The following is a 24,883-nucleotide window of genomic DNA, read 5'->3' as shown; positions in this document are numbered from 1 at the left end:
CGCCGTCACGATCGACGCCGTCTCGGGCGACCGTACTCCTCGGAACGACCGCACACGGCAGTCGACGTCGGGGTCAGGCCGTGGGCCCGTTGCCGAAGACGTACCCGACGCCGAGACCGAACACGAAGTCGAGGATCGACACCAGGATCATCATGACGACGACGAACACGAGCACGACGCCCGTGTAGCTGAAGAGTTCCTTGCGGGTCGGCGTCACGACCTTGCGCAGTTCGCCGATCACCTGGCGGATGAAGAGCACGATGGCAGCGATGGGCCCGCGGCGCTCGGCCCGGTCCTGCTTCGCCTTGGCGACGACGTCGTCCGCCGTCGTCTCCATGTCTTTGCTCGCCAACTTCTACCCTTCCAGAGTTGCAGGGCGGACAGGACTCGAACCTGCAACCTGCGGTTTTGGAGACCGCTGCTCTACCAATTGAGCCACCGCCCTTCGCAACACGGTTCGTCACCGATCCGCGTTCCGGTGGACGAGTCTACGGGAGTCCGTCACACGGTGTCCACTTGGCCCCGTCCACGGCGTGCCGCGCCGGTAGGCTGGGCCCGTGAGCACCGCAGCCCCAGGCCCCGAGTCCACCGCCCACGTGTCCGTCGACACCCTCGCCACCGCGCCGGCCGATCGTCCGCGCATCGCGTCCCGCATCGCGGCCATCGCCGAGTCCGCGACGCTCAAGGTCGACGCGAAGGCCAAGGCGCTCAAGGCCGCCGGCCGTCCGGTGATCTCGTTCGCCGCCGGCGAGCCCGACTTCGCGACCCCGCAGCACGTGGTCGACGCGGCCGTCGCTGCCGCGCAGGACCCGAAGAACCACCGCTACACGCCCGCGACCGGCCTGCCCGAACTGAAGCAGGCCATCGCCGACAAGACCGCCCGGGTGTCCGGTGTCACCGTCGAGCCGTCGCAGGTCATCGTCACCAACGGTGGCAAGCAGGCGGTCTACCAGGCGTTCCAGACCATCGTCGACGCCGGTGACGAGGTCCTGCTGCCCGCGCCGTACTGGACCACGTACCCCGAGGCCATCCGGCTGGCCGGCGGCGAGCCCGTCGAGGTCTTCGCCGGCAGCGACCAGGACTACCTGGTGACGGTCGAGCAGCTCGAGGCCGCCCGCACCCCGGCGACCAAGGCGCTGCTGTTCTGCTCGCCGTCGAACCCCACGGGCGCCGTGTACTCCGCCGAGCAGACCCGGGCCATCGGCGAGTGGGCGCTCGAGCACGGCATCTGGGTGATCAGCGACGAGATCTACCAGGACCTGGTCTACGACGGCGTCCGTTTCGCCGGCATCCTGGCCGAGGTCCCCGCCCTCGCCGACACCACGATCCTGGTGAACGGCGTCGCGAAGACCTACGCGATGACCGGCTGGCGCGTCGGGTGGTCCATCGGCCCGGCCGACGCCGTCAAGGCCGCATCGAACCTGCAGTCGCACCTGTCGTCGAACGTCTCGAACGTGTCGCAGCGCGCAGCGATCGCCGCCCTCACCGGTCCGCAGGAGCCCGTCGCCGCCATGCGCGAGGCCTTCGACCGCCGCCGGAAGGCCATCGTGGACGGCCTCAACGCGATCCCGGGCTTCCGCACGCCGACCCCGCAGGGCGCCTTCTACGTCTACCCGGACGTCACCGCACTGCTCGGTCGCGAATGGGCCGGCACCACCCCGACGACCACGCTCGAACTGGCCGACCTGATCCTCGAGCACGCCGAGGTCGCGGTCGTGCCGGGTGAGGCCTTCGGCCCCTCCGGCTACCTGCGCCTGTCGTACGCCCTCGGCGACGACGACATCGCCGAGGGCGTCGCCCGGCTGGCGAAGTTCTTCGCGTAGACGCTGCGCACGCGACACCCTGTGGAACACAGAACGGGCCGCCTCGTCGAGGTGGCCCGTTCTGTGTTCCGGGAGGCCCGTGGTGCGTCGTGCTCGTCCGTCCCGTCGTGCGGACGATCAGCCGAGCAGGTCCCCCACCACGACGGGTTCCGGGACGAGCGAGACACCGAAGCGGTTCAGGACGGTCACCTGCACGAACCGTGCGAGCTCGGCCACCTGCGCCGCCGTCGCGCCGCCGCGGTTCGTGAGTGCGAGGGTGTGCTTGGACGAGATCGCCGCGCGGGAACCCGGCACCGCGTAGCCGCGGTGGACGCCGGCGTGCTCGATGAGCCACGCGGCACTGAGCTTGACGTCGTCGCCCGCGGGCCAGCGGGGCGCGTCCGCCGGCAGGGTCTCGGCGAACGCCGGCGAGACGATCGGGTTCGTGAAGAACGACCCGGCGCTCCAGGTGTCGTGGTCGTCCGCGTCGAGCACCATGCCCTTCGAGCCGCGCAGCCGTAGGACCTCGTCGCGGACGGTCGTGGGCGGCACGAGCGCACCGAGCTCGACCCCGAGCGAACCGGCGAGCTGCGCGTACCGCACGGGCACACCGTGCTCGCCCGCGAGCCCGAGTCGGAACTCGACCGTCAGCACGACACCGCGCCGACCGTGCTTGAGGGTCGACGAGCGGTAGCCGAGCGCCAGCTCGGCTGCCGGGACCCACGCGCGCTCCCCCGTGGCGGCATCGAGGAACTCGACGCGGGTGAGCACGTCGGCGAGTTCGACCCCGTAGGCGCCGATGTTCTGCACCGGGGACGCACCGACCGTGCCCGGGATGCCGCTGAGGGCCTCCAGGCCGGTCCAGCCGTTCGCGACGGTCGTGGCGACGAACGGGTCCCACGGCTCCCCCGCGGCGACGCGGACGGTGACGCCGTCGGCGTCGCGGTCGGCTTCGACGCCCGTCGTCCGGACCAGCACGACGGTGCCGTCGAAGCCCTGGTCGGCGACCAGCAGGTTGCTGCCGCCGCCGAGGACGAGCCACTCGTGGTCGTCGAAGGCGTCGAGCGCGTGGGCGACGAGTTCGTCGGTCGTCGTGGCCGTGAGCAGCCGGGTGGCGGCCCCGCCGACGCGGAGCGTCGTCAGGTCGGCCAGCGCCGGCTCGGACACGGTCAGCGGAACACCACCGTGACCTGCGCCTTGCCGAGCACGGTCTGCCCGGCGGCGGTCACGGTGAGGTCGATGCGCTTCGGCCGACCGTCCTCGTCGACGGTGCCGACCTTCGCGACGATGCCGACGGTGGCACCCTGCTCCGGGTCCACGACGACGGGACGCGTGAAGCGGACGCCGTAGCCCGCGACCCAGCCGCGGTCGCCGAGCCACTCGGCGACCGGCTGCACGGCGATGCCCATCGTGAGCATGCCGTGGGCGAGCACACCCGGCAGGCCGACCGAAGCGGCCACGTCGTCGCGGTAGTGGATGGGGTTGAAGTCACCCGAGGCGCCGGCGTACCGGACGAGCGAGTCACGCGTGATGTGCACGTCACGCTCGGCGACGACGGTGCCGACCTCGAGCGCGGTGGCGGGTGCGGCGGTCATGCGTCGTCTCCTCGGACCACGAGGGTGGAGGTCGCCGTGACGACGTGCTCCCCCTCGGCGTCGTTCATGGTGCTCTGGGCGGTGACCATCGCGTTGCCGCCGAGGGTCTTCACACTGGTGACCGTCAGGGTCGCGGTGAGCTCGTCGCCGGCGACGATCGGCCGGTCGTAGGTGAAGGACTGCTCGCCGTGCACCACGCGGGAGAAGTCGATGCCGGCGTCGGGCTCGTTCAGGAGCTGCGCGAGCGTGGCCTCCTGCACGACGACGGCGAACGTCGGGGGTGCGACCACGTCGGCGTACCCGGCGGCACGTGCGGCGTCCGGATCATGGTGGACGGGATTGGTCGCGAAGACCGCACGCGAGAACTCGCGCACCTTCTCGCGGCCGACCAGGTAGGGCTGGGCCGGCGGGAACGTCCTGCCGACGAGCTCGGGGTTCACTGACACCACGGCAGTCTACCGACGCCCGTCCGGGGGCCTGTGGTCCATGAGCACGCATCAGCTAGACTGTCTGAGACCGATTCGGGGGAATCGGGGCGTGCCGTGCGGCACGGGTTCGTTCGGGACGGGGAGGGCCGATGGACACCACGACGGAGTTCGCCGTGCACACGGGAGACCGGTGCACCGCCATGGAGGTCGCGGCCGCTGCGCTGCGCCGCACGGGCCACCACGTCGAGTCGACGGGTGGCACGATGACCGTGACGGCGGGCAGCCGGACGCTCACCATCCTGCTCGGCGCGCTCGTCCAGCCGGCCCGGGAGTACCGCCGCTACGAGCTGTCGACCGTCGTGGACGGTGCCACCACCACGATCACCCTGTGCCGGGCCGGGCACGGCACGGCCGTGTCCGGCGGCAGCATCGGCGCGAACCGTCGTCGCGCCGCCTGGCAGCAGGTCACCGCCGCGGTCGAGGACGCATTCCGTGCGGCCGGGGTGCTCGCGACGCGGACGGACACCGGCTCCCACCGCACGCAGTAGGCGACCGGACGGCCTCCGACGGGTCGCCGCGCGGCGCACCGTCACGGGAGCGGTCACCGAGGACCCTGCCAGCCATCTAGGTTGGGCCAGGGGCACCGGAGAGGAACCGCCATGAGCATGGAGAGCGCAGCCTGGAGCTCGCTGTACAAGATCTCGTCCGCGCAGGGCGGCAAGCACGGGTTCTCCCGCGCGTCCGTCCGGCGGATCCTGACGTTCGCGGTGCCGTACCGGGCGAAGCTGCTGGTCTTCATCGGTCTGTCCGTCGTCGGCGCCTTCCTCGCGGTCGCGACGCCGGTCCTCGCCGGTCAGGTGGTCGACGTCATCGTCGCCCGTGGTGAGGTCGCGACGATCGTCCGGTTGGCCGTGGTCATCGCCCTGGTGGCCGTGGCCGACGCCGCCGTGTCACTGACCACCCGCTGGTACTCGGCGCGGATCGGCGAGGGCGTGATCCTGGACCTCCGCACCGCCGTCTTCGACCACGTGCAGAAGATGCCCATCGCGTTCTTCACCCGCACCCGGACCGGTGCGCTCGTGAGCCGCCTGAACAACGACGTGATCGGCGCCCAACAGGCCTTCAGCGGCACGCTGTCCGGCGTGGTCACGAACCTCGTGGCGCTGGTCCTCACGCTGATCGTCATGCTCAGCACCTCGTGGCTCGTGACGGTCCTCGCCGTCGTCATGCTCCCGCTCTTCCTGGTCCCCGCCCGCCGGATGGGCAGCCGCCTCGCCGCCCTTCGTCGCGAGGCCGCCGACCACAACTCCGCGATGAGCACCCAGATGACCGAGCGCTTCTCGGCACCCGGCGCCACCCTCGTCAAGCTGTTCGGCCGACCCGACGAAGAGGCCGAGGAGTTCCGCGTCCGCGCTGCCCGTGTGCGCGACATCGGGGTCCGGACCGCGATGCTGCAGTTCGTCTTCTTCACCGCGCTGATGCTCGTCTCCGCGCTCGCCCTCGCGCTGGTCTACGGGCTCGGCGGCTTCCTCGCGCTCGCCGGCCGCCTGGACACCGGCGAGGTGGTCACCCTGGCGCTCCTGCTCACCCGGCTGTACGCCCCGCTGACGAGCCTGGCGAACGCCCGGGTCGAGATCATGAGCGCCGTGGTCAGCTTCGAGCGCGTCTTCGAGGTGCTCGACCTCGAACCACTCATCCAGGAGCAGCCCGACGCGGTCACCATCGCCGACGGGCCGGTCTCCGTCGAGTTCGACGACGTCCGGTTCGCCTACCCGTCCGCCGACAAGGTGTCCCTCGCCTCCCTCGAGGAGGTCGCCACGCTCGACACCCGCGGCGGCGAGGAGGTACTGCACGGCCTGTCCTTCCGGATCGAGCCGGGGCAGACCGTCGCCCTGGTCGGCTCGTCCGGAGCCGGCAAGTCCACGGTCGCGCAGCTGCTCGCACGCCTGTACGACGTCGACAGCGGCGCCGTGCGCCTGGCCGGGACGGACGTCCGTGACGTCACGTTCGCCTCGATGCGCCACACCCTCGGCATGGTGACGCAGGACGGTCACCTGTTCCACGAGACCATCCGTTCCAACCTGCGGTTCGCCCGGCCCGAGGCGTCCGACGACGAGGTGTGGGACGCCGTCCGCCGTGCGCGGCTCGAGCCGCTCATCCGGTCCCTCCCCGACCAGCTGGACACCATGGTGGGCGAACGCGGCTACCGGCTGTCCGGGGGCGAGCGCCAGCGGATGACGATCGCCCGGCTCCTGCTCGCCCAGCCGCGCGTCGTCATCCTCGACGAGGCGACGGCGGCACTCGACTCGACGTCCGAGGCAGCGGTGCAGGCTGCGCTCGGCGAGGCGCTCGAGGGACGGACGGCGATGGTGATCGCGCACCGGCTCTCCACGATCCGCAGCGCGGACGTCATCCTCGTGGTCGAGGACGGCTCGATCGTGGAGCGCGGCACGCACGACGAACTGCTGGCCGCGGGTGGCCGGTACGAGGAACTGCACCGCACCCAGTTCGCCGCGCAGGAGAACGTCGCGACCGGCGTGCAGGCGGCGGACTGAACGCGCGGCGGGTCGGGAGCGGCAACAGAGAAGGCCCCCTGACCCAGGGGATCCTGGACGAGAGGGCCTTGCGTGTAGCGAGGGCGGGACTTGAACCCGCGACCCCACGATTATGAGTCGTGTGCTCTAACCAACTGAGCTACCCCGCCAGAGATCCGGAGCGGCACGCGCACCGGGTCGGAGCCCCGAGTCAGGATTGAACTGACGACCCCCTCCTTACCATGGAGGTGCTCTACCACTGAGCTATCGGGGCGATGTGCCGCGAACGGCACCACACGAGGATAGCAGACCTCCGACGCTGCTCCGGAACCGGACGAGACGCCCGGGCGTGCCGCGTCGTGGGCCGCTAGTTCGCGTTGGTCTTGAGCCACGCCAGCGGGTCCACCGGGACCCCGTCGACGTGCACCTCGAGGTGCAGGTGCGGACCCGTGGAGTTGCCCGTGCTGCCGACGAGACCGAGGATGTCGCCGACCTCGACGTGCTGACCGGTGACCACCTTGAAGGAGTTGTCCTCCATGTGGCCGTAGACGCTGACGAACTGCTTGCCGTCGACGTCGTGCTCGACCCAGACGTCGTTGCCGAAACCGCCGTCGTTCGCCTGCACCTTGATCACGGTACCGGCGGCGATGACGCCGATCGGAGTGCCCTCGCCCGGGGCGAAGTCGACGCCCATGTGGTTCGTCGAGCAGAACGAGCATCCGGCGACCTGACGTCCACCGAAGCCCGAGGTGATCGGCACACCGGTCAGGAACGGCCACTGGATCGTGCCGGTCGGGTCGTTCGTGAAGCTGGAGGAATCGACGTTCGCGTACTGCGTGGCGTCCGAGACCGTGAACTGGTCGCGAGCGGTCGAACCGTCAGCAGCGGCACCGACCTGCATCGACTGGGTCGCACCCGAGCTGGCACGGGCCGCGGTCGAGCCGGACTCCGGCACCCAGAGCGCCTGGGCCGGCAGCGAGGTCGAGACGACCAGGCCGGCCGCGAAGAGCAGGGCGCCGACCGCGGTCACACGGGAGGCCGACCGGCGGAACGACGCACCACGCTTCGGGGCCGGTGCGCTGACGGGGGTGCTGGAACGGATGTGGCGGGTCGCTCGGTCGACCGGGACCTTCGGCGCCGGACGGCTGGTGCGACGACGCGACGCGGGGACCTGCCCGGCGACCCGCCGCGGCTGCGACACCGAGGCAGCGGGAGCGGCCGGCTGCGCCTGCACGACGGGCGAGGTGGGGGCCGGCGGCGTCACGATGCTGGAGGCCGGGCGCGCGGGCGAGGCCGGTGCGAGATCGATCGGCGACACCGGAGCCGCTGGGGTTCCCGGCGTGACCGCACCGATCACGTCGTCGAAGCTCGGACCCGTCGAGTCCTGCACCTCCTGCGCCGTGACCGCGCCCTTCGCCGCTGCTCGTTCCGCCTCGATCCGAGCGCGTCGGGTCTGGTGGACGACCGGGTTGGCGGCGTCGACGGAACCGTCGGTGGGAGCGGACGACAGAGGAGTACGGGGCATGCGTGCGGTGGCGATCCTGATCGGAGAAGGGCTCACTCGTTGGTAACGAGCAGATAACGGGACCTGAGCACGCTAGCAGGCGACGTCGCTGGTCGCCAGTCGTGGTGATGTCCTCCCGGCACCCCCGGACCCGGGGATCGGCGCGTACTCAGGCCCGCACGGCTCCGAGTGCACCGGCCTCGAGCCGGCGCACCAGGGCCTCGAGTTCGTCGGCGACGGCGGGGCTCGCGAACAGGAAGGAGCGGGTCCCCCCGGCCTCCCAGATGCGGATCGCCGCGCCGGCCTCCTGCGCGACGAGGGCCCCACCCGCCATGTCCCACGGGTTGATCCCGCGCTCGTAGTAGGCGTCCACCACGCCCGCCCCGACGGCGCAGCAGTCGAGCGACGCCGCTCCCCCACGGCGGATGTCCCGCACCTCGCCGATGAGTCCGGCGAGCACCGCGACCTGCTCGCGGCGACGGTCGGCCGTGTACCCGAACCCGGTGGCGACGAGCGTCTCGGCGAGCGAACCGGGCGTGGCGACGGACAACGGTTCGCCGTCACGGGTCGCACCCCGTCCGACCGCCGCCCGGAAGACGGTGCCCGTCGCGGGTGCCACGACGACGCCCGCGATCGGCTCCCAGGTCATCGGGTCGGGTGCGCCGCGTACGACGCCGATGCTCACGCCGTACTCCGCGCTGCCGTACAGGTAGTTGACCGTGCCGTCGATCGGGTCCACCACCCAGGTGATGCCCGAGGCGCCGGAGGCCGAACCGGACTCCTCGCCGTGGAAGGCGTCGTCGGGGCGGGCCTCGGCGATGCGGGCGCGGATGAGTGCCTCGACCTCGCGGTCGGCGGCCGTGACCACGTCGACGATGCTCGACTTCCGGTCCGCGACCTCGACCCCCTCGGCGCGGCGCCGTGCGGCCAGCGCCGCTGCGTCACGGGCGATCGACTCGGCGAGGTCGGCGAACTGGGACGGAGTGAGGTCGGATGCCATGCGCCCATCCTCCCGGAAACCCCATCGGCCCCGTCCGCAGTGGACGGGGCCGATCAGATGGTGGCAAGTGAGGGATTCGAACCCCCGAAGGCTACGCCGGCTGATTTACAGTCAGATCCCTTTGGCCGCTTGGGTAACTTGCCATGCGCACCCAGCCGGTGTGATCACCAACCGAAGGCGCGCACAAGAGCATAGCGGATGACTGACGGTGGTCGTGACCACCACGGACCGATCCGCGCCACCGGAACCGGGCCTCCCTCCCCGTCGGCACGGCCCGGACGCCGCTCGCGCGTCGCCCGGGAACCGGCGACGGGGGCCCACCGCCGTTAGGCTGTTCTGCATGGCAGACAGTTCCTTCGACGTGGTGAGCAAGGTCGACAAGATGGAGGCGGAGAACGCCCTCAACCAAGCGGCCAAGGAGATCGAGCAGCGGTACGACTTCAAGGGTGCCGACGCCTCGGTCGCGTTCAGCGGCGAGGACGTCCTCATCAAGGCGAACTCGGAAGAGCGGGCCAAGGCGGTCCTCGACGTGCTGCAGAGCAAGGTGATCAAGCGGAACATCAGTCTGAAGAGCCTCGACGCCGGTGACCCGTACCCCTCGGGCAAGGAGTACCGCATCGAGGTGACGTTCAAGAACGGCATCGAGCAGGACGTGGCGAAGAAGATCGGCGCCTTCCTGCGCGCCAACGCCCCGAAGTCGGTGAAGAGCCAGATCCAGGGCGACGAGCTCCGCGTCTCGTCGAAGAGCCGTGACGACCTGCAGAACACGATCCAGCTCCTCAAGGGTGAAGAGTTCGACGTCCCGCTGCAGTTCATCAACTTCCGCTGACCCGCGGCGCCTGCGACCGACACCCGACACCGGCACCCCGTGGAGCACTGGCTCAGCGTCGTCATCACCGTCCTGCTCGTCCTGCTGGACCTGGCGATCCGCGTCTTCTCGATCATCTACGTCCCGATCAACCGGAAGCCGCAGACCGCGACGGCGTGGCTGCTCGCGATCTTCCTCATCCCCTACATCGGCTTCATCGTCTTCCTGGTCATCGGGTCGACGAAGCTCCCCCGCGCCCGTCGCGAGAAGCAGACCGAGATCAACGCGTACATCCTCGAGCAGACGGAGGGCATCGAGCGGGTCCGTCGTGACCACCCGTGGCCCGCGTGGCTCGAGAGCGTCACGCGGCTGAACCGTGAGCTCGGTGCGATGCCGTTGGTCGGCGGCAACTCCGCGGAGCTCTACCCCGACTCCGAGGAGTCCATCGCCGAGATGACCCGGGCGATCGACCAGTCCCGCCGGTTCGTGCACGTCGAGTTCTACATAGCGACGCTCGACGACACCACGCGCCCGTTCTTCGAGGCGCTCGCGCGGGCGCGGGCCCGTGGGGTGACCGTGCGGTTCCTGCTCGACCACTGGGCCAGCCGCGGGTACCCGGGCTACAAGGACACCCTGGCGTTCATGGACCAGGCGGGCATCGAGTGGCACCTGATGCTGCCCCTCCTGCCGTTGCAGGGCAAGTTCCAGCGCCCCGACCTCCGCAACCACCGGAAGATCATGGTGATCGACGGCTCGGTCGCGTTCACCGGCTCGCAGAACCTGATCGACGCGTCGTACGACATCAAGTCCCACGTCGAGAAGGGCATGGTCTACAAGGACCTGTTCGCCCGGTTCGAGGGTCCGGTCGTCGCAGGGCTCAACGCCCTGTTCGTCACCGACTGGTACAGCGAGACCGACGAACTGCTGCTGCGCGAGAGCGACCCCGTGCAGCGGGCCGACCGCAGCGACGCGCTCGACTGCCAGGTGGTGCCGTCCGGCCCGGGCTTCGACGGCGAGAACAACCTGCGCCTGTTCAACGCGCTGCTCTACTCGGCGCAGCAGAAGGTCTCGATCACGTCGCCGTACTTCGTCCCGGACGACTCGATGCTCTACGCCATCACCACGACAGCGCAGCGCGGGGTCGACGTCGAGCTGTTCGTCGGCGAGATGGGCGACCACGCGATGACGTGGCACGCACAGCGCTCGTACTACGAGGGACTGCTCCGCGCCGGCGTGCGGATCTGGCTGTACCGGGCGCCGACGATCCTGCACGCCAAGCACTTCACCATCGACGACGAGGTGTCGGTGATCGGGTCGAGCAACATGGACATGCGCTCGTTCAGCCTGAACCTCGAGGTCTCCGTGATGGTGCGTGGTCACCGCTTCGTCGACGCCCTGCGCGAGGTGCAGGAAGCGTACAAGGAGCACAGCTTCGAGCTCACGCTCGACGAGTGGGTCGACCGTCCGCGCCGGTCCAAGGTGCTCGACAACGTCGCGCGGCTCACGGCGGCGCTGCAGTAGCCGTCTGGAGGCCCGGTGCGGGTCCGCCCCGCACGGTGCGCTGTCCGCCACCCGGTGCGACGTTGACCGCACGGTGCGTCGCCACGACGGGGCACGCAGCGGGCAAGCCCGCCCCGGACGGACGACCCTGCACCGTGCGGCTCCAGCACCGGCACCGGCACCGGCAGGACGCTCAGCGCATCGGGACGAGGGATGCCAGGGCCCCGACCATCCGCTCGAGCGGGCCGCGGCCGAGGAACCGCCGCCACAGCATCGCGAAGACCACCGAGCCGAAGGCGAACCAGCCCCATGCCTCGGCCGACTCGGGGTAGGTCGGCAGCATCGCGATGACCACGAGGTGCCCCGAGTACACCGTCAGCGGCATCGAGCCGACGGCGGCCAGAGGGAACGCGATCCGCTGGGCGACAGGCCCGCGGCCGTCGAACACGAGCAGGCAGAGGGCGATCACCGCGACCGCGACCCCGGCTGTGCCGACCACGTCGACGACCGACGACGAGTGGTCGCGCGGGGACAGGAACAGCTGTGCGAGGGCCTGGCCGGGGCTCGAGGCCTCGCCTGCGTACGGGACCCCGGGGAACGCCAGGGCAGCGTCGTCCGGCAGCGGAGCGAGGACCGATCCGGCGACGTACGCGGTGGCAGCGACCAGTGCGCCGGACACGAGGATCAGGACCTGCCGGCCACGGTCCTCCAGCCCGACCCGGGCGACCGCGAGCCCCACCAGGACGTACGCCAGGAAGGTGACCACGGGGTAGACCAGGCCGAGCTGCACGCCGACCATGCCGGCGTCGGCGTAGGCCGGCGCGATCGTCAGCGCGGCGAGCGGCGACAGCACCGCGCAGAGCACGGCGATGCCGAGCAGCGCCCCCGGTCGGACGCGGAGCACCGGGACCACCAGCAGGAACAGCACCCCGTAGGTCGGCAGGATCACGTACACAGGGGTGTCGAGCGCCATCAGGGCGAACCCGATGACGACGACCACCGCGGCACGGATCGCGAGCCGGGCTCGGATGCGGCCGATGGTGGGCGGGCCGGGCGGCTCGGTCCGTCCGCTGGTCAGGCCGATCGAGACGCCGGCCAGGACCGCGAACAGCGTGGACGGGCGCCCGTGGGCGACGGCGGTCCAGGTGGCGGGGTCGGACCAGTCGAGCTGCTCCGCGATGCCGCCGATGTGGGCGGCCATCATGCCGAGCAGCGCGATCGCACGGGCCACGTCGACGCCCTGCAGCCGCATCCCCGACGCGGACGCGCCCCGCACCGCTGTGGGCGGGACGGGGCGCGTGTTGGTCATGGCGTCGTCAGCTCGTCGGGGTGTCGACGCGTCCGAGCGAGACGTCGATCATCTCGTCGCGCGGCACCACCTTGATGCGTTCGCGCCCGTCGACCGCACCGAGCGCCTGCTCGTGGGTGTCGAGGTGGTGCCAGCCCTCGAGGTCGGTGTACTCGACACCGCGCTCCCGGAGCAGGGCCGGGATCGCCTCGTCGGACGGGTCCTCCGGGGTCCACCAGCTCGCCTGGTCGTTGACGATGTGCTGCACGGTCTCCATGGCGTCGGACTTCGTGTGCCCGATGAGCCCGACCGGACCGCGCTTGATCCACCCGGTGGCGTACACCCCGGGGATCTGCTGATTGTCGTCGTCGAGGACCTGGCCCTCGTGGTTCGGGATGACACCGTGCCGCTCGTCGAACGGCACACCGGGCAGCGGGGAGCCGAAGTACCCGACCGCGCGGTACGCGGCCTGGATCGGGACCTCGCGGATCTCGCCGGTGCCCTCCACGCCGCCCTCGCCGTTCGGGCGGGTGCGCTCGTAGCGGATGGCGGTGAGCTTGCCCTGCTCGTCGCCGACGAACTCGATCGGCTTCGCGTAGAAGTGCAGGTGGAGCCGACGGCTGGCCTGGCCGACCTCGCGCGTGCGCCACTGCTCGAGGACGCGGTTGATCACCATCACCTGCTTGTTCGTCGCGATCGCGGTCCTCGAGGCCTCGTCGTGGTCGAAGTCCTCGTCGTAGACCACCATGTCGACGTCACGGACCTCGCCGAGCTCGCGGAGCTCGAGCGGCGTGAACTTCACCTGCGCCGGACCGCGGCGGCCGAAGACGTGCACGTCCGTGACGGGCGATGCCTTGAGGCCCTCGTAGACGTTCGCGGGGATCTCGGTCGGCAGCAGGTCGTCGGCGTGCTTGGCCAGGATGCGCGAGACGTCGAGGGCGACGTTGCCGACACCGATGACCGCGACGCTCTCGGCGTTCAGCGGCCAGGTGCGGGGGACGTCGGGGTGGCCGTCGAACCAGCTCACGAACTCGGCGGCGCCGTACGAGCCGTCGAGGTCGACACCGGGGATGTCGAGGTCGGCGTCCTTGATCGCACCGGTCGAGAACACGACCGCGTTGTAGTGCTTCTTGAGGTCCTCGAGGGTGATGTCCTCGCCGTAGCGGACGTTGCCGAACAGCCGGACGACACCGCGGTCGAGGACGTCACGCAGGGCGTTGATGATGCCCTTGATGCGCGGGTGGTCGGGGGCGACGCCGTACCGGACCAGACCGTACGGCGCGGGGAGCTGCTCGAACAGGTCGATCGACACGTCGTAGCCGTGCGCCTCGCGCAGCAGGATGTCCGCGGCGTAGATGCCGGCCGGGCCGGCGCCGACGATGGCGAGTCGGAGGGTGGGCACTGATCGTCTCCAGTTCGTTCGGGTGGGGGTTCCCGGGGGCCTCCCGGCCGGGCCGCAGCTCGTGCGCCGTCGGGAGGGGTGTTCAGCGGCTTCGGTCGACGACGGAGTCCGCGAAGCGGGTGAGCGCCCGTTTCACGGTGCCGTCCGGGAGCGGGGCGAGGGCGGCGACGGCTTCGCGGGCCCAGGCGACGGCGACGGCACGGGTCGCCGCGGTGGCCTCGTGCTCGCGGAGCGCGGCGACGGCCGACTGGTACGGCGCGGAGTCGACCACGTCGTCGGGCGCACCGTTGACGTCGCGCTCGATGCGCTCGACCAGGTGCTGGGCGGACGGGTCGGTCGCGGCCATCCGGCGCAGCTGCAGGACCGGCAGGGTGTCCACACCGGCGCGCAGGTCGTTGCCCGCGATCTTGCCGGTCTTGTCCGTCGCGGGGGCGAGGTCGATGACGTCGTCCACGAGCTGGAACGCCACGCCGACCTTCTCGCCGAAGGTACCGACGGCGTCGAGGTAGGCGCGGTCGGCACCGGAGAACATCACGCCGGCGCGTGCCGCGGTGGCGATGAGCGATCCGGTCTTGTCGCTGAGCACCTGGATGTAGTGCTCGAGCGGGTCGTCGTCCGGCTGCGGCCCCGTGGTCTCGTGCAGCTGCCCCATGCAGAGCCGCTGGAAGGTCTCGGCCTGCATCCGGATGCCCTCGGTGCCGAGGTCGGCCGTGATCAGGCTGGCGCGGGCGAAGAGCAGGTCGCCGGTCAGGATCGCCACGTTGTTGCCGTAGGTGATCTGCGCGGCGGGGACCCCGCGGCGGACGGGGGCCTCGTCCATGACGTCGTCGTGGTAGAGCGACGCCAGGTGCGTGGTCTCGATGCTGACCGCGGCCTTGATCACGGCGTCGGTCACCCCGTCACCGAGCTGGGCGATGAGGAGCGTCAGGGTCGGACGGATGCGCTTGCCGCCGGCCGACAGCAGGTACCGGCTGGTGGTGTCGGCGAGCGTGTCGGTGGAGCGCATGGCCTCCTCGAGCCCCTGCTCGACGAGTTCGAGCCCGTCGTCGACCGCGGAGATGAAGCGTCGGTCGGCGGGCGTGGCGAACAACCGCTCGCCGATGCCCAGCGATGCGCGCAGGCTCGGCGCGCGACGTGCGACCGGGACGCTCGGATTCAAGTGCTGCTCCGTCTTCGGGGGTGGTGACCGGTCAGTCGGCGGCCGGGTCGACGCGCGGCTGCTCGCCGGTGTTCTGGTGGTCACGGCGAGCCTTCGCACGCCGTGCCGCGGACTCGCGCACCGTGTCGGCGACGGGCTTGCGGCCACGGTGCAGTGCGACGATACCGGCCGTCAGGTTGCGGTAGGCGACCACCGAGAACCCGACACCGCGGAGCCACTGGGTGAGCACCTGCTGGTCGGGCCACGCGTCGATCGACTCGGCGAGGTAGCGGTAGGCGGCCGGGTTGCTGCTCGAGAGCCGCGCGATGCCCGGGAGCACGCGCTTCAGGTAGGTGCCGTAGCCGAAGCGCAGCAGGGCGCGGGGCGGCGTCGAGAACTCACAGATGACGACGCGGCCGCCGGGCTTGAGGACGCGCAGCATCTCGGCGAGCGCCTGCTTCGGGTCGTTCACGTTGCGCAGCCCGAACGAGATCGTGACGGCGTCGAACGTGTCGTCGTCGAAGGGCAGCTGCTCGGCGTCGCCCTCGACGAAGGTGATCTCGGGATGGCGTTCACGGCCGACGGCGATCATGCCGGCGGACAGGTCGAGCGCGGTGACCTCGGCGCCCTTCTTGGCGAAGGCCGCCGCGCTGGTCCCGGTGCCCGCGGCGATGTCGAGGACCTTCTCGCCGGGCTGCGGGTCGACCGCGCGGACGGTGGCGACACGCCACAGCGGAGCGTTGCCCGCCGACAGGATGTCGTTCGTGAGGTCGTACTTGGCCGCGACGTCGTCGAACATCGCCGCCACCTCGTCCGGGCGCTTGTTCAGGTCCGCTCTGCTCACACGGTCAATCCTAGAGGTCCCGACCGAGCGTTCACCGGACTCGCAGCCACCCGGGCGGTGCGGGATCGGCGCGTAGCATCGGAGCCGTGACCCGAACCACCACGGCGGCGCCCCCGCTGACGGTCTCGACCCGGATCCTCGACGACCCGGGCGCCGTCCTCCGCCACACGCTCCGCGACCGTCCACTCGCCTTCGTCCGGAACGGCGACGGCATCGTCGGCATCGGCGAGGCGCTCCGGTTCACGTTCACCGGACCCGACCGGATGCGTGACGCCGCGGCCCTCTGGCGCAGCATCGTCGAGACCGCCGTCGTCGACGACCCGGTGCAGCTGCGCGGTTCGGGGCTCGTCGCGTTCGGGTCCTTCGCCTTCGCCGACGACTCCGCCGACGAGAGCGTGCTCATCGTTCCCCGGGTGGTCCTCGGTCGTCGGCGTGGCAAGGCCTGGCTGACCGCGATCGACACCACGCTCGGCGCGGAGCCCCTGGCCTTCACCCGGACCTCGGTCCCGGTCCCCCACGTCGGGCCGCACGTCTCCGTGGCGTTGCGTCCCGGACACATCGACGAGGACACCTACGCCGCCAACGTGACCGAGGCGGTCCGGCGCATCGTGGCCGGCGATGCCCGCAAGGTGGTGCTCGCCCGCGACCTCGTCGGCACGCTGCCGCCGGGAGCCGATCGACGGGCGGTCCTGCTCGACCTCGCGGCCGCCTACCCGCAGTGCGTGACCTTCGCGGTGGACGGACTGGTCGGCGCCACCCCCGAGACCCTCGCCCGCACCGACGGCACACGGTTGACCGCGCGGGTGCTCGCCGGCAGCGCCGCCCGGGGCACCGACGAGGTGTCCGACCGTGCCGCTGCCGAGGCCCTGGCCAGCAGTGCCAAGGACGTCGAGGAGCACACCTTCGCGATCGACAGCCTGCTCGCGGCCCTCGCCCCGCTCGCGACGGACCTGCGCGCCGACGCCGAACCGTTCCGGCTGCAGCTGCCGAACCTGTGGCACCTGGCGACCGACGTGCAGGCCACGCTGCCGCCGGACACCACGTCGCTGGACGTCGCCGACGCCCTGCACCCGACCGCCGCGGTCGCCGGCACCCCGACGGACGTGGCCGTGCGGCTCGTCGCCGAGCTCGAGGGCGTCGACCGCGGCCGCTACGCCGGGCCGGTCGGCTGGATGAGCGCGACGGGTGACGGCGAGTGGATGCTCGCGCTCCGCAGCGCCCGGATCGACGACGACGGCACCGTGCGGGCCTGGGCGGGCGCCGGGATCGTCGCCGGTTCGGAGTCGACGCGCGAGGTTGCCGAGACGGCCCTGAAGTTCCGGCCGATCACCGACGCGCTGGCCTGAGGCAGCCGCGCGACCCGCGCAGTGCCGCAGCCGGGCGGCCACGCAGCCGCGCCGGCGCGCGGTCGCTCGGTCGCGCAGTCGCCGCTCGACCGTTCAGTCCGCCAGCGGGACCTCGATCACGACACGCTCGGCGGGGTCGGTGAGCACCCGCTCGAGGTCACCCCACGTCGCCGCCCGGCGGTACTCCCACCCGAGGCCGGTGACGACCCGCTCGACGTCGACGTGCTGCGGGGTCGACATCATCCGCCGCATGTCGGCTTCCGGCGTGGTCTTCGCCACCTCGAGCCCGCGGAAGATCGCACCGCCGTGGTCGTTGCCGACGACGACCTGCACCCGGTGGGTGCGTTCCTCCGTCCCGGTGACGAACGCTCCGAGGTCGTGCAGCAGCGTCAGGTCGCCGAGGAGCACGCGGGTGGTGCCCACCGAGGCCGAGGCCTGCTCGAGCGCCGCGGCGATGCCGAGCGCGGTCGAGACGGTCCCGTCGATGCCGGCGAGCCCGCGGTTCGCGTGCACCCGGATCTTCTTGCCGAGCACCCGGGCGTCGGCTTCACGGATGAGCTGCGACGCACCGAGGACCAGCCGGTCGTGCGGCCAGGTCACCCCCCAGACGGCCTCGGCGAGCATGGCCCGGTCGACGGGTCGGCGACGGAGCGCGACCTCGTCACGCAGGAACTTGTTCCGCGCAGCGCGGTCGGCGGAGCGCTTGGCATCGAGATCCGGGCCGGCGTCGCCGTCCCCCAGGATCCGGCGGCTCGCGCCGACCCAGCGGCCGACCCACGCACGGTGCTCCGGACGGGTGCGGCCCGTCACGCGGACGTCGGACACGAAGGTGGTCGCGGCGTCCGGTCGGGAGGCGCGGGCCGGGTCGAAGGGGTCGGCCGCCGGTCCGCGGACCACGATGGTCTCGACCCCGTCGCGCTGCAGGAGCGCGGGGACCTCTCTGCTGAGGGTCGGGTGACCGAGCACGACGGCCCGGCGGACGGCGCCGCCGTGGTCCGGGTCGCGCAGCAGTTCGCGGTAGGCCACGACCAGGTTGCGACCGAAGCGCGCGCCGCTCGAGACCTCGGCGAGGAGCGGCGCCCCGAGTTCCCAGGCGATCCGCTCGGCGTCCTCGCCGGCGTCGTGCCCGGCGATGACGACGGTTCCGGGTTCGTCGTCCGGGGTGAGCTCGGCGACCGGCAGACCCGTGTGCGCCCGGCGGGTCGCGAACACCAGGTCGACCTCGTCGTCCGGCACGGGGCTGACGTGCTCCGGGGCGAGCCCGGCGGACAGCGGCTCACGGAACGCGACGTTGAGCTGCGCGGGACCGGGTTGCCCGGTGTGCCCCGCTGCGGCGGCGACGGCCTGTCGGGCGAGGGTGCGCAGGGTGTCGCGGACCGAGGCGTCGACGCCGTGCGCCGACGGGGCCTCGACGTCGCGCACGAAGGCCACGGCCCGGCCGAAGATGCCCGGCTGGACAGTGGTCTGGTTGCTGCCGATGCCGCGCAGTTCGTCGGGTCGGTCGGCGCTCAGCACGATCATCGGCACGCCGGAGTGGTGTGCCTCGAGCACGGCGGGGTGCAGGTTCGCCACCGCGGTGCCCGACGTCGTCACGACCGCTGCCGGCCGGTGTGTCTCGACCGCGAGCCCGAGTGCGAAGAACCCGGCGGTCCGTTCGTCCAACCGCACGTGCACGGTCAGCCCACCGGCGCGTTCCAGGGCGACCGCCGCGAGTGCGAGCGCCTGGGAACGCGAACCGGGGCTCACCACGACGTCGGTGACGCCGGCACGCACGAGTTCCTGCAGGAGGGCGAGCGCGGTGTCCGTCGCCGGGCTGCCCGAACCGGCGGGGCCGTCAGCGATCGGTGCGGCCGTCGTCGTCGCGCTCGTGGAACTGGTCTTCGAGGTCTCGGAGGGTCGCGTCGTCCTGGTCCTTGTCCGTGATGGTGGTGCCCGGCTCCGGCGTGGTGCCGAGGAAGTCCGGGTCGTCCTCGGGTCCACGGTACCGGGCCGAAGCGCCGGGGTCGGCCGCCGGGGTGCGACCGAGCAGGAACCAGAGGACGCCGCCGACGACGGGCAGGACGATGACGAGCAGGAGCCACACGCCGCGGCGCAGGGAACGGACGCGCTGACGGGGCATCGTGCCGCAGTCGATGGCCGCGTACACCGTGAAGGCGACGGCGGCCACGGCGACGATCAACCACAAGCGGACCATGTGGTGAAGTCTAGGTCGCGACCCTGTGATGCCCCTGCCGGTCGGCCGTCCGTAGACTCACCGTGTGAAAGCGTGGCTCCTGTACACCCTGGCTCGGCTCGGCATCTTCGTGGTGGCGCTCGTGCTCCTCCTGCTCCTGACGCCGATGCCGTGGTACTGGGCGACGATCGTGGCCGCCCTGGTGGGCCTGCTCATCTCGTACATCGCCCTGTCCGGACTGCGCACGCAGGTCGCCCTGAGCCTGGCGAACCGCCGCGGCACCCCGGAGCGCGACGCCGACTCGGACTTCGAGGACGACTTCGTGGACGCCGCCGACTCCGACGCCGCAGCCGCTCCCGTCGTCCGTCCGGTGTCCGACGCGGACCGGCACGAGGCGCGCCGCGACTCCGACTCCGCCTGATCAGACGGAGCCGGGCGCGGGGCCGTCGGATCGGGGAGCCGGGACGGCTACGGCTGGACGGCCAGGGTGATCCCGAGCACCACCCCGAAGGCGAGCGAGGCGAACGACGACAGCTGCAGGGCCGTGATGAGCTCACGGGGCTTCCGTGACGACACCCCGATCGCCAGGGCCGGCAAGGCCAGCAGCAGCGAGAAGTACGTGAAGCCCGTGCGGAAGTACAGCAGCACGAACCAGAGCAGCACGACGTACGGCAGCATCAGGAACAGGCCGAACAGGACGCGGGCCACCGGACGGCCGACGACCACGGCGAGCGTGCGTTTGCCCGCCAGCTGGTCCTCGTCGATGTCGCGGATGTTGTTCACCATCAGGACCGCGCAGGCGAAGAACCCGGCGGCGACGGCGGCTGCCCAGCCGCTGACCGTGACCTCACGGATCTGCACGAACTGGGTGCCGAGCACGGCGACCAGTCCGAAGAACACGAAGACGAAGACCTCGCCGAGGGCGTTGTACCCGTACGGCTTCTTGCCCCCGGTGTAGAACCAGGCGGCGACGATGGCGGCGGCCCCCACGAGCAGCAGCCACCACAGCTGGGTGAGCAGCACGATGACCAGGCCGGCGACCGCGGCCAGGCCGAAGAACGTCAGGGCGACGGTGAGCACGGTCCGGGGCCTGGCCAGGCCTGCTCCGGTGAGTCGTGCCGGGCCGACGCGGTACTCGTCGGTGCCGCGGACCCCGTCCGAGTAGTCGTTGCTGTAGTTCACGCCGATCTGCAGGAACAGCGCCACGGCCAGGGCGAGCAGCGCGACGGCGAGGTGGCCGTCCTTCGCCAGGTAGTCGCCGAAGTCCCCGGGTTCCCCGCTGTCGACGAACGCGACGGCGGTGCCGAGCACGACCGGGACGACACCGAGGGTCAGGGTGCGCAGGCGTGCTCCGCCGATCCAGTCGCGCGCGGTCGCCTTCCGCTTGGTGCGGGCGGGGGCAGCGGCCTTCGCCGGGTTGCCGGACCGGCCCTGCTTCTGCGTCGAGTTCTTCGTTCGTGCCACGAGCACCGATCTTATTGCCGATGCGGCGCCCGGCGGCTCGCAGTCCCTACGGGCGCCCCGGGTCGACGAGCGCCTGCACGGCCCGGCGGTCGGGTTTGCCCGACGGCAGCATCGGGACCCGCTCCACCAGGACCACGTCTGCCGGGCGGGCGGCACGCCCGAGGGTGGCTCCGACGTGCGCACGTGCGGCGTCGAGGTCGAGCGGCTGCTCGGTGACGACGACCGGGACCTCGCCCCACTCCCCCGCCGAGCGCCGGACGACGACGGCGCTCTCCTGCCCGGGGAGGCCGCGGACGAGCCGTTCGACCGCACCGAGCTGGACCTTCTCGCCGCCGGAGATCACCACGTCGTCGAGGCGTCCGAGCACGCGCAACACGCCGTCGGACAGGGTCGCCGTGTCCCCGGTCCGGTACCAGCGCAGCCCGTCCCGTTCGACGAAGACCGACGCCGTGCGGGCGTCGTCGTCGAGGTACCCCTCGGCGAGCATCGGCCCGGCCAGGTGCAGCTCGCCGTCGACCAGCGCGGTGCGCACCGTGCCGAACGGGACGCCGTCGTACACGCATCCGCCGCTCGTCTCGCTCGCGCCGTACGTCGTCACGATCCGGACCCCGGCGTCGAGCGCCCGTTGCCGGAGTGGCGCCGGGGTGGCCTGCCCGCCGACCAGGACCGCGTCGAAGCGGGCGAGCGCACGGGTGGCGTCCGGGTCGTCGAGGACCCGGGCGAGCTGCACCGGCACCAGCGAGGTGTAGCGACGCGGCGCGGCCGGACCGGTGACGAGCCGTTCGGCCGCCTCGGTGAAGGCGTCGGCCGCGAAGTGCCCGGCTGGCACGACGACGGGTTCGGTGCCCGCGGTGATCGAACGGGTCAGGACGTTGATGCCGGCGATGTAGTGCGTCGGCAGGGCGAGCACCCAGCGCCCGGGCCCGCCGAGTGCCGCGTCCGCCGCGGCGGCACCGGCGAGGAGCGCCTCGGACGAGAGCGCCACGCGCTTGCCGGTGCCGGTGGACCCACTCGTCTCGACCACCAGGGCGACCGCCTGCCGGACCTCGGCCGGATGCGGTGTCGGCAGCGCCGGGGCACCCTCGGCGACGGGGAGCAGTGCGGGGCCGCCGGCGAGCGCTGCCTCCAGGCCGCGCAGCACGGCCGTCGGGTCCGACGTACCGGTCGCGACCAGCGGACGGGGCATCAGTAGTGCCAGGGGAACGCGGTCCACTCGGGAGCACGCTTCTCGAGGAACGAGTCGCGGCCCTCGACGGCTTCGTCGGTGCCGTAGGCCAGCCGCGTCGCTTCGCCCGCGAACACCTGCTGCCCGACCATGCCGTCGTCCACGGCGTTGAACGCGTACTTGAGCATCCGGATCGCCGTCGGGGACTTGCCGAGCACGATCTCGCCCCAGCGGATCGCCTCACGCTCCAGGTCGACGTGCGGCACCACGGCGTTCACCGCCCCCATCTCGTACGCGCGCTGGGCGGAGTACTCCTGGGCGAGGAAGAAGACCTCGCGAGCGAACTTCTGCCCGATCTGCTTGGCGTAGTAGGCGCTGCCGTAGCCACCGTCGAACGAGCCGACGTCGGCATCGGTCTGCTTGAACTTCCCGTGCTCGGCGCTCGCGATGGTGAGGTCGCAGATCGCGTGCAGGGAGTGCCCACCGCCCGCCGCCCAGCCGGGGACGACGGCGATGACGACCTTCGGCATCATCCGGATCAGCCGCTGGACCTCGAGGATGTGCAGCCGCCCCATCGATGCCTGTGCGGCCGCGGGGTCCACACCCTCGGGCGGTGCGCCCTCGTCACCGACGTACTGGTAGCCGCTCCGCCCCCGGATGCGCTGGTCGCCGCCGGAGCAGAACGCCCACCCGCCGTCCTTCGGGCTCGGGCCGTTGCCGGTGAGCAGCACGACGCCGACACGGGGGTCCTGCCGCGCGTCGTCGAGGGCACGGTAGAGCTCGTCGACCGTGCGCGGACGGAAGGCGTTGCGGACCTCGGGGCGGTCGAAGGCGACCCGGACGATGCCCTCGGAGACGTGCTTGTGGTACGTGATGTCGGTGAACTGCTCCGCGATCGGAGCGGTGGTCCAGACGTCGGGGTCGAACAGGTCGGAGACGGGAGCAGGCATGCTCCCAACGTACCGCCGGGCGTCTGCCGGGTCAGGCGCCCATGTCGGTCAGGATCTCCGGCGCGACGAACACCATGATCACGATGAGGATCACGGGGTTCGCGAAGAACGCCAGGACGACCCCGACGGCGCCGTACCAGCGTCCGAACGAGCCGACGGCGGCGACGAACCCGAGCACGGCGGCGATGAGCGTCAGGAACACGACGACGAAGCAGATCCCGAAGGCGAAGTTCGTGTCACCGCCCATGAACACGGCGAACGCACTGGCGTCGACCGCGGCGGAGACCACGGCCAGGCCGAGGGCGATCTTGCCGACGACCGGGTTGCGGCGCTTCGTGCGACCCGTCTGCCGGACGTCGACGGTGCCGCGCTGCATGAGGCGTGCGAAGTCGTCGGAGTCGCGCCCTGGAGCCGCCGCGGATCGAGCGCCCGCTGCCGGGCGGGTCGCCGCCGAGGGCCGGGCTGCAGCTGCCGGACGAGCCGACGCTGCCGGACGAGCCGACGCTGCCGGGCGTGCCGCTCCGGCGCTCGACGGGTCGGACGGGCGCTGCGATGCGCGCTGCTGTGCTGCGCGCTGCCGCGGATCCACCGCCACCGAGCCTCCCTCGTTCCGGGTCGTTCCCCTCGCCGACCGAGGCCGACCGATGCATGCTAGTGCCCTGCCCTGGCGGTCCCCTCCGAGGAACCGGCAGGGGCCCTGGGTGCGGTGGGAGGATGGCGGACGTGCTCCCCGACCTCGCCGAACTCCTCGCCGACGCCCACGTGGTCGCCCTGCCCATGCGGGTCCGGTTCCGCGGCATCACCACGCGCGAGGCGGTCGTGCTGCGCGGCCCCGCCGGCTGGACCGAGTTCTCGCCGTTCGTCGAGTACGACGACGCCGAAGCCGCCGCCTGGCTGCGGGCCACGGTCGACTTCGGGTGGATCGACCACGAACCCGCCGCCGACTCCGTGCCGGTCAACGCCACCGTCCCGGCGATCGCCGCCGACGACGTCGCCGACCTGCTCGGACGGTACCCCGGCTGCACCACGGCCAAGGTCAAGGTCGCGGAGCCCGGCACGACCGTCGACGACGACGTCGCCCGTGTCGCCGCGGTCCGGCGGGTGATGGGGCCCGAGGCCGCGGTCCGGGTCGATGCGAACGGCCTGTGGAGCGTCGACCAGGCAGCCGCGGCACTCGAACGCCTCGCTCCCTTCGACCTGCAGTACGCCGAGCAGCCCTGCGCGACCGTGCCCGAGCTGGCCGAGCTCCGGTCACGGACGGCCGGCCTCGGCGTCCGGGTCGCGGCGGACGAGAGCGTCCGGAAGGCGACCGACCCCCTCGCCGTCGCCCGGGCCGGCGCCGCCGACGTCCTGGTCGTGAAGGCCCAGCCGCTCGGGGGGATCACCGCGGCGCGTGCCGTCATCGCCGACGCCGGGCTGCCGTGCGTCGTCTCGAGTGCGCTCGACACCTCGGTCGGGCTCGGGATGGGGGCGTTCCTCGCCGCCGCGGCGATGACCCCGGGGTACGCCGCAGGGCTCGGGACGGCGGCGATGTTCGCCGGGGACGTCACGGCCGATCCGCTGCTGCCGGTCGGCGGTCGGGTGCCGGTGCGTCGGGTCGACGTCACGCCGGAGCTGGTGCAGCGCTCCGCCGCGTCGCCGGAGCGCACGGCGTGGTGGCGTGAGCGGGTGGCGCGCGTGCACGCCCTGGTCGCGGCCGCCGCCGGGTAGCGCACCCGCGCCCGGTCGGGTCCGTCGAAGGCGCAGGACACGCCGCTCGCGTTCACCGAGATCGCACGTTCCGTCGTTCCGACGGCCCCGGAACGACGGTTCGTGCGCCCGCGCCGCTCCGCACACGGCACGTCGTGACCACTACCGGGGTCCGCCCGACCGGTCGCGGCTCTCGACGCACCCCGGACGACGGACGGGAGGCACGGTGCCAGCTGGCACCGTGCCTCCCGTC

The 24,883-nt window shown here is 71.9% G+C and carries 24 protein-coding genes and 4 tRNA genes; 8 read left to right on the top strand and 20 right to left on the bottom strand.

What is annotated here, in order from left to right; translation table 11 throughout:
• Positions 1-73 precede the first annotated feature (73 nt).
• Positions 74-337, bottom strand: coding sequence for a preprotein translocase subunit SecE (secE, locus tag Q9R26_RS02740; RefSeq protein ID WP_371830607.1), 264 nt, complete (start codon positions 335-337; stop codon positions 74-76).
• A gap of 35 nt (positions 338-372) precedes the next feature.
• Positions 373-445: transfer RNA gene (locus Q9R26_RS02735), tRNA-Trp, on the bottom strand.
• Positions 446-596: 151 nt separating this feature from the next.
• On the opposite strand from Q9R26_RS02735, the gene Q9R26_RS02730 reads away from it, so the two are divergent.
• Entirely contained in the window at positions 597-1,823 is a 1,227-nt protein-coding gene (locus tag Q9R26_RS02730; RefSeq protein WP_311226579.1) for a pyridoxal phosphate-dependent aminotransferase, read from the top strand.
• A gap of 117 nt (positions 1,824-1,940) precedes the next feature.
• Here Q9R26_RS02730 and Q9R26_RS02725 read toward each other — a convergent pair whose 3' ends face one another.
• From Q9R26_RS02725 to Q9R26_RS02715, 3 genes are read right to left on the bottom strand one after another with little or no spacing between them, the layout of a single operon-like run.
• The gene (locus Q9R26_RS02725) at positions 1,941-2,969 is read right to left on the bottom strand and encodes a UDP-N-acetylmuramate dehydrogenase (protein WP_311226476.1); all 1,029 of its coding nucleotides are present in this window, start codon (positions 2,967-2,969) and stop codon (positions 1,941-1,943) included.
• A 2-nt stretch (positions 2,970-2,971) separates the two neighbouring features.
• On the bottom strand, positions 2,972-3,397 hold the full coding sequence (locus Q9R26_RS02720) for a MaoC/PaaZ C-terminal domain-containing protein (RefSeq protein ID WP_071247385.1): 426 nt from the start codon (positions 3,395-3,397) through the stop codon (positions 2,972-2,974).
• Positions 3,394-3,843 carry a MaoC family dehydratase N-terminal domain-containing protein gene (locus tag Q9R26_RS02715; RefSeq protein ID WP_082047026.1) on the bottom strand — a complete coding sequence of 150 codons (450 nt, stop codon included), beginning with the start codon at positions 3,841-3,843 and terminating at the stop codon, positions 3,394-3,396. Before Q9R26_RS02715 ends, Q9R26_RS02720 begins: the two co-directional genes overlap by 4 nt.
• 131 nt (positions 3,844-3,974) lie before the next feature.
• On the opposite strand from Q9R26_RS02715, the gene Q9R26_RS02710 reads away from it, so the two are divergent.
• Entirely contained in the window at positions 3,975-4,373 is a 399-nt protein-coding gene (locus Q9R26_RS02710; protein ID WP_182065680.1) for a hypothetical protein, read from the top strand.
• 111 nt (positions 4,374-4,484) lie between these two features.
• The gene (locus Q9R26_RS02705; RefSeq protein WP_209133817.1) at positions 4,485-6,380 is read left to right on the top strand and encodes an ABC transporter ATP-binding protein; all 1,896 of its coding nucleotides are present in this window, start codon (positions 4,485-4,487) and stop codon (positions 6,378-6,380) included.
• A 75-nt stretch (positions 6,381-6,455) separates the two neighbouring features.
• On the opposite strand, the gene Q9R26_RS02700 is transcribed toward Q9R26_RS02705, so the two are convergent.
• The 5 genes from Q9R26_RS02700 to Q9R26_RS02680 all read right to left on the bottom strand — a co-directional run bounded on the left by Q9R26_RS02700 (position 6,456) and on the right by Q9R26_RS02680 (position 9,006).
• A tRNA-Met gene (locus Q9R26_RS02700) sits at positions 6,456-6,529 on the bottom strand.
• 32 nt (positions 6,530-6,561) lie between these two features.
• A tRNA-Thr gene (locus tag Q9R26_RS02695) sits at positions 6,562-6,633 on the bottom strand.
• A gap of 93 nt (positions 6,634-6,726) precedes the next feature.
• Complete coding sequence (locus Q9R26_RS02690) at positions 6,727-7,884, bottom strand: peptidoglycan DD-metalloendopeptidase family protein (RefSeq protein WP_311226475.1); 1,158 nt, start codon at positions 7,882-7,884, stop codon at positions 6,727-6,729.
• Between the two features lie 148 nt (positions 7,885-8,032).
• Complete coding sequence (locus Q9R26_RS02685) at positions 8,033-8,863, bottom strand: inositol monophosphatase family protein (protein ID WP_311226474.1); 831 nt, start codon at positions 8,861-8,863, stop codon at positions 8,033-8,035.
• A 58-nt stretch (positions 8,864-8,921) separates the two neighbouring features.
• A tRNA-Tyr gene (locus Q9R26_RS02680) sits at positions 8,922-9,006 on the bottom strand.
• Positions 9,007-9,203: 197 nt separating this feature from the next.
• On the opposite strand from Q9R26_RS02680, the gene Q9R26_RS02675 reads away from it, so the two are divergent.
• Positions 9,204-9,692 (top strand): YajQ family cyclic di-GMP-binding protein, encoded by a 489-nt coding sequence (locus tag Q9R26_RS02675; protein ID WP_311226473.1) that lies wholly within the window; start codon positions 9,204-9,206, stop codon positions 9,690-9,692.
• A gap of 39 nt (positions 9,693-9,731) precedes the next feature.
• Positions 9,732-11,192, top strand: coding sequence for a cardiolipin synthase (cls, locus tag Q9R26_RS02670; protein WP_182065675.1), 1,461 nt, complete (start codon positions 9,732-9,734; stop codon positions 11,190-11,192).
• 172 nt (positions 11,193-11,364) lie between these two features.
• Here the strand turns inward: cls and Q9R26_RS02665 are convergent, their stop codons facing one another.
• The 4 genes from Q9R26_RS02665 to Q9R26_RS02650 form a co-directional block, all read right to left on the bottom strand.
• Entirely contained in the window at positions 11,365-12,480 is a 1,116-nt protein-coding gene (locus tag Q9R26_RS02665) for a heparan-alpha-glucosaminide N-acetyltransferase domain-containing protein (RefSeq protein ID WP_311226472.1), read from the bottom strand.
• Between the two features lie 7 nt (positions 12,481-12,487).
• Complete coding sequence (locus Q9R26_RS02660) at positions 12,488-13,861, bottom strand: FAD-dependent oxidoreductase (protein WP_259579554.1); 1,374 nt, start codon at positions 13,859-13,861, stop codon at positions 12,488-12,490.
• A gap of 82 nt (positions 13,862-13,943) precedes the next feature.
• Positions 13,944-15,020, bottom strand: a complete 1,077-nt coding sequence (locus Q9R26_RS02655; protein ID WP_209133828.1) for a polyprenyl synthetase family protein — start codon at positions 15,018-15,020, stop codon at positions 13,944-13,946.
• A 31-nt stretch (positions 15,021-15,051) separates the two neighbouring features.
• Positions 15,052-15,843, bottom strand: coding sequence for a demethylmenaquinone methyltransferase (locus Q9R26_RS02650; RefSeq protein WP_017888622.1), 792 nt, complete (start codon positions 15,841-15,843; stop codon positions 15,052-15,054).
• Between the two features lie 86 nt (positions 15,844-15,929).
• On the opposite strand from Q9R26_RS02650, the gene Q9R26_RS02645 reads away from it, so the two are divergent.
• A complete protein-coding gene (locus tag Q9R26_RS02645) occupies positions 15,930-17,189 on the top strand; it encodes an isochorismate synthase (RefSeq protein ID WP_311226471.1) in 1,260 nt (419 codons plus the stop codon).
• Positions 17,190-17,282: 93 nt separating this feature from the next.
• Here the strand turns inward: Q9R26_RS02645 and menD are convergent, their stop codons facing one another.
• Positions 17,283-18,974 (bottom strand): 2-succinyl-5-enolpyruvyl-6-hydroxy-3-cyclohexene-1-carboxylic-acid synthase, encoded by a 1,692-nt coding sequence (gene menD / locus Q9R26_RS02640; RefSeq protein ID WP_311226578.1) that lies wholly within the window; start codon positions 18,972-18,974, stop codon positions 17,283-17,285.
• 49 nt (positions 18,975-19,023) lie between these two features.
• Positions 19,024-19,383: a PLDc N-terminal domain-containing protein gene (locus tag Q9R26_RS02635; RefSeq protein ID WP_182065670.1), complete on the bottom strand. Its 360-nt coding sequence runs from the start codon at positions 19,381-19,383 to the stop codon at positions 19,024-19,026.
• 64 nt (positions 19,384-19,447) lie between these two features.
• Here Q9R26_RS02635 and Q9R26_RS02630 point away from each other — a divergent pair, with 64 nt between their 5' ends.
• The gene (locus Q9R26_RS02630) at positions 19,448-19,783 is read left to right on the top strand and encodes a DUF4229 domain-containing protein (RefSeq protein ID WP_259579557.1); all 336 of its coding nucleotides are present in this window, start codon (positions 19,448-19,450) and stop codon (positions 19,781-19,783) included.
• Positions 19,784-19,830: 47 nt separating this feature from the next.
• On the opposite strand, the gene Q9R26_RS02625 is transcribed toward Q9R26_RS02630, so the two are convergent.
• From Q9R26_RS02625 to Q9R26_RS02610, 4 genes are read right to left on the bottom strand one after another with little or no spacing between them, the layout of a single operon-like run.
• Complete coding sequence (locus tag Q9R26_RS02625; protein ID WP_182065668.1) at positions 19,831-20,832, bottom strand: 1,4-dihydroxy-2-naphthoate polyprenyltransferase; 1,002 nt, start codon at positions 20,830-20,832, stop codon at positions 19,831-19,833.
• A gap of 40 nt (positions 20,833-20,872) precedes the next feature.
• Positions 20,873-22,012 carry an AMP-binding protein gene (locus Q9R26_RS02620; RefSeq protein WP_259579559.1) on the bottom strand — a complete coding sequence of 380 codons (1,140 nt, stop codon included), beginning with the start codon at positions 22,010-22,012 and terminating at the stop codon, positions 20,873-20,875.
• On the bottom strand, positions 22,012-22,941 hold the full coding sequence (locus Q9R26_RS02615) for a 1,4-dihydroxy-2-naphthoyl-CoA synthase (RefSeq protein ID WP_182065666.1): 930 nt from the start codon (positions 22,939-22,941) through the stop codon (positions 22,012-22,014). Before Q9R26_RS02615 ends, Q9R26_RS02620 begins: the two co-directional genes overlap by 1 nt.
• A gap of 31 nt (positions 22,942-22,972) precedes the next feature.
• Positions 22,973-23,317 (bottom strand): hypothetical protein, encoded by a 345-nt coding sequence (locus Q9R26_RS02610; protein ID WP_182065665.1) that lies wholly within the window; start codon positions 23,315-23,317, stop codon positions 22,973-22,975.
• A gap of 338 nt (positions 23,318-23,655) precedes the next feature.
• Here Q9R26_RS02610 and Q9R26_RS02605 point away from each other — a divergent pair, with 338 nt between their 5' ends.
• Entirely contained in the window at positions 23,656-24,651 is a 996-nt protein-coding gene (locus tag Q9R26_RS02605; protein ID WP_259579563.1) for an o-succinylbenzoate synthase, read from the top strand.
• The last annotated feature ends 232 nt before the right edge of the window (positions 24,652-24,883 follow it).

The sequence above is a fragment of the Curtobacterium sp. BRB10 genome (assembly GCF_031844325.1).
Taxonomy (GTDB): Bacteria; Actinomycetota; Actinomycetes; order Actinomycetales; family Microbacteriaceae; genus Curtobacterium; species Curtobacterium poinsettiae_A.
The sequence above is the reverse complement of the archived record's forward strand: the minus strand, read 5'-3'. Positions and strand labels throughout refer to the sequence as shown.

Bases quoted from the DNA above. Each gene is read 5' to 3' on its own strand.
- Q9R26_RS02610 (WP_182065665.1), bottom strand. From the start codon at position 23,317: ATGCAGCGCGGCACCGTCGACGTCCGGCAGACGGGTCGCACGAAGCGC.
- Q9R26_RS02675 (WP_311226473.1), top strand. From the start codon at position 9,204: ATGGCAGACAGTTCCTTCGACGTGGTGAGCAAGGTCGACAAGATGGAG.
- secE (WP_371830607.1), bottom strand. From the start codon at position 337: ATGGAGACGACGGCGGACGACGTCGTCGCCAAGGCGAAGCAGGACCGG.
- Q9R26_RS02710 (WP_182065680.1), top strand. From the start codon at position 3,975: ATGGACACCACGACGGAGTTCGCCGTGCACACGGGAGACCGGTGCACC.
- Q9R26_RS02635 (WP_182065670.1), bottom strand. From the start codon at position 19,383: ATGGTCCGCTTGTGGTTGATCGTCGCCGTGGCCGCCGTCGCCTTCACG.
- Q9R26_RS02690 (WP_311226475.1), bottom strand. From the start codon at position 7,884: ATGCCCCGTACTCCTCTGTCGTCCGCTCCCACCGACGGTTCCGTCGAC.
- Q9R26_RS02705 (WP_209133817.1), top strand. From the start codon at position 4,485: ATGAGCATGGAGAGCGCAGCCTGGAGCTCGCTGTACAAGATCTCGTCC.
- Q9R26_RS02605 (WP_259579563.1), top strand. From the start codon at position 23,656: ATGGCGGACGTGCTCCCCGACCTCGCCGAACTCCTCGCCGACGCCCAC.
- Q9R26_RS02615 (WP_182065666.1), bottom strand. From the start codon at position 22,941: ATGCCTGCTCCCGTCTCCGACCTGTTCGACCCCGACGTCTGGACCACC.
- Q9R26_RS02620 (WP_259579559.1), bottom strand. From the start codon at position 22,012: ATGCCCCGTCCGCTGGTCGCGACCGGTACGTCGGACCCGACGGCCGTG.
- Q9R26_RS02685 (WP_311226474.1), bottom strand. From the start codon at position 8,863: ATGGCATCCGACCTCACTCCGTCCCAGTTCGCCGACCTCGCCGAGTCG.
- Q9R26_RS02665 (WP_311226472.1), bottom strand. From the start codon at position 12,480: ATGACCAACACGCGCCCCGTCCCGCCCACAGCGGTGCGGGGCGCGTCC.
- Q9R26_RS02720 (WP_071247385.1), bottom strand. From the start codon at position 3,397: ATGACCGCCGCACCCGCCACCGCGCTCGAGGTCGGCACCGTCGTCGCC.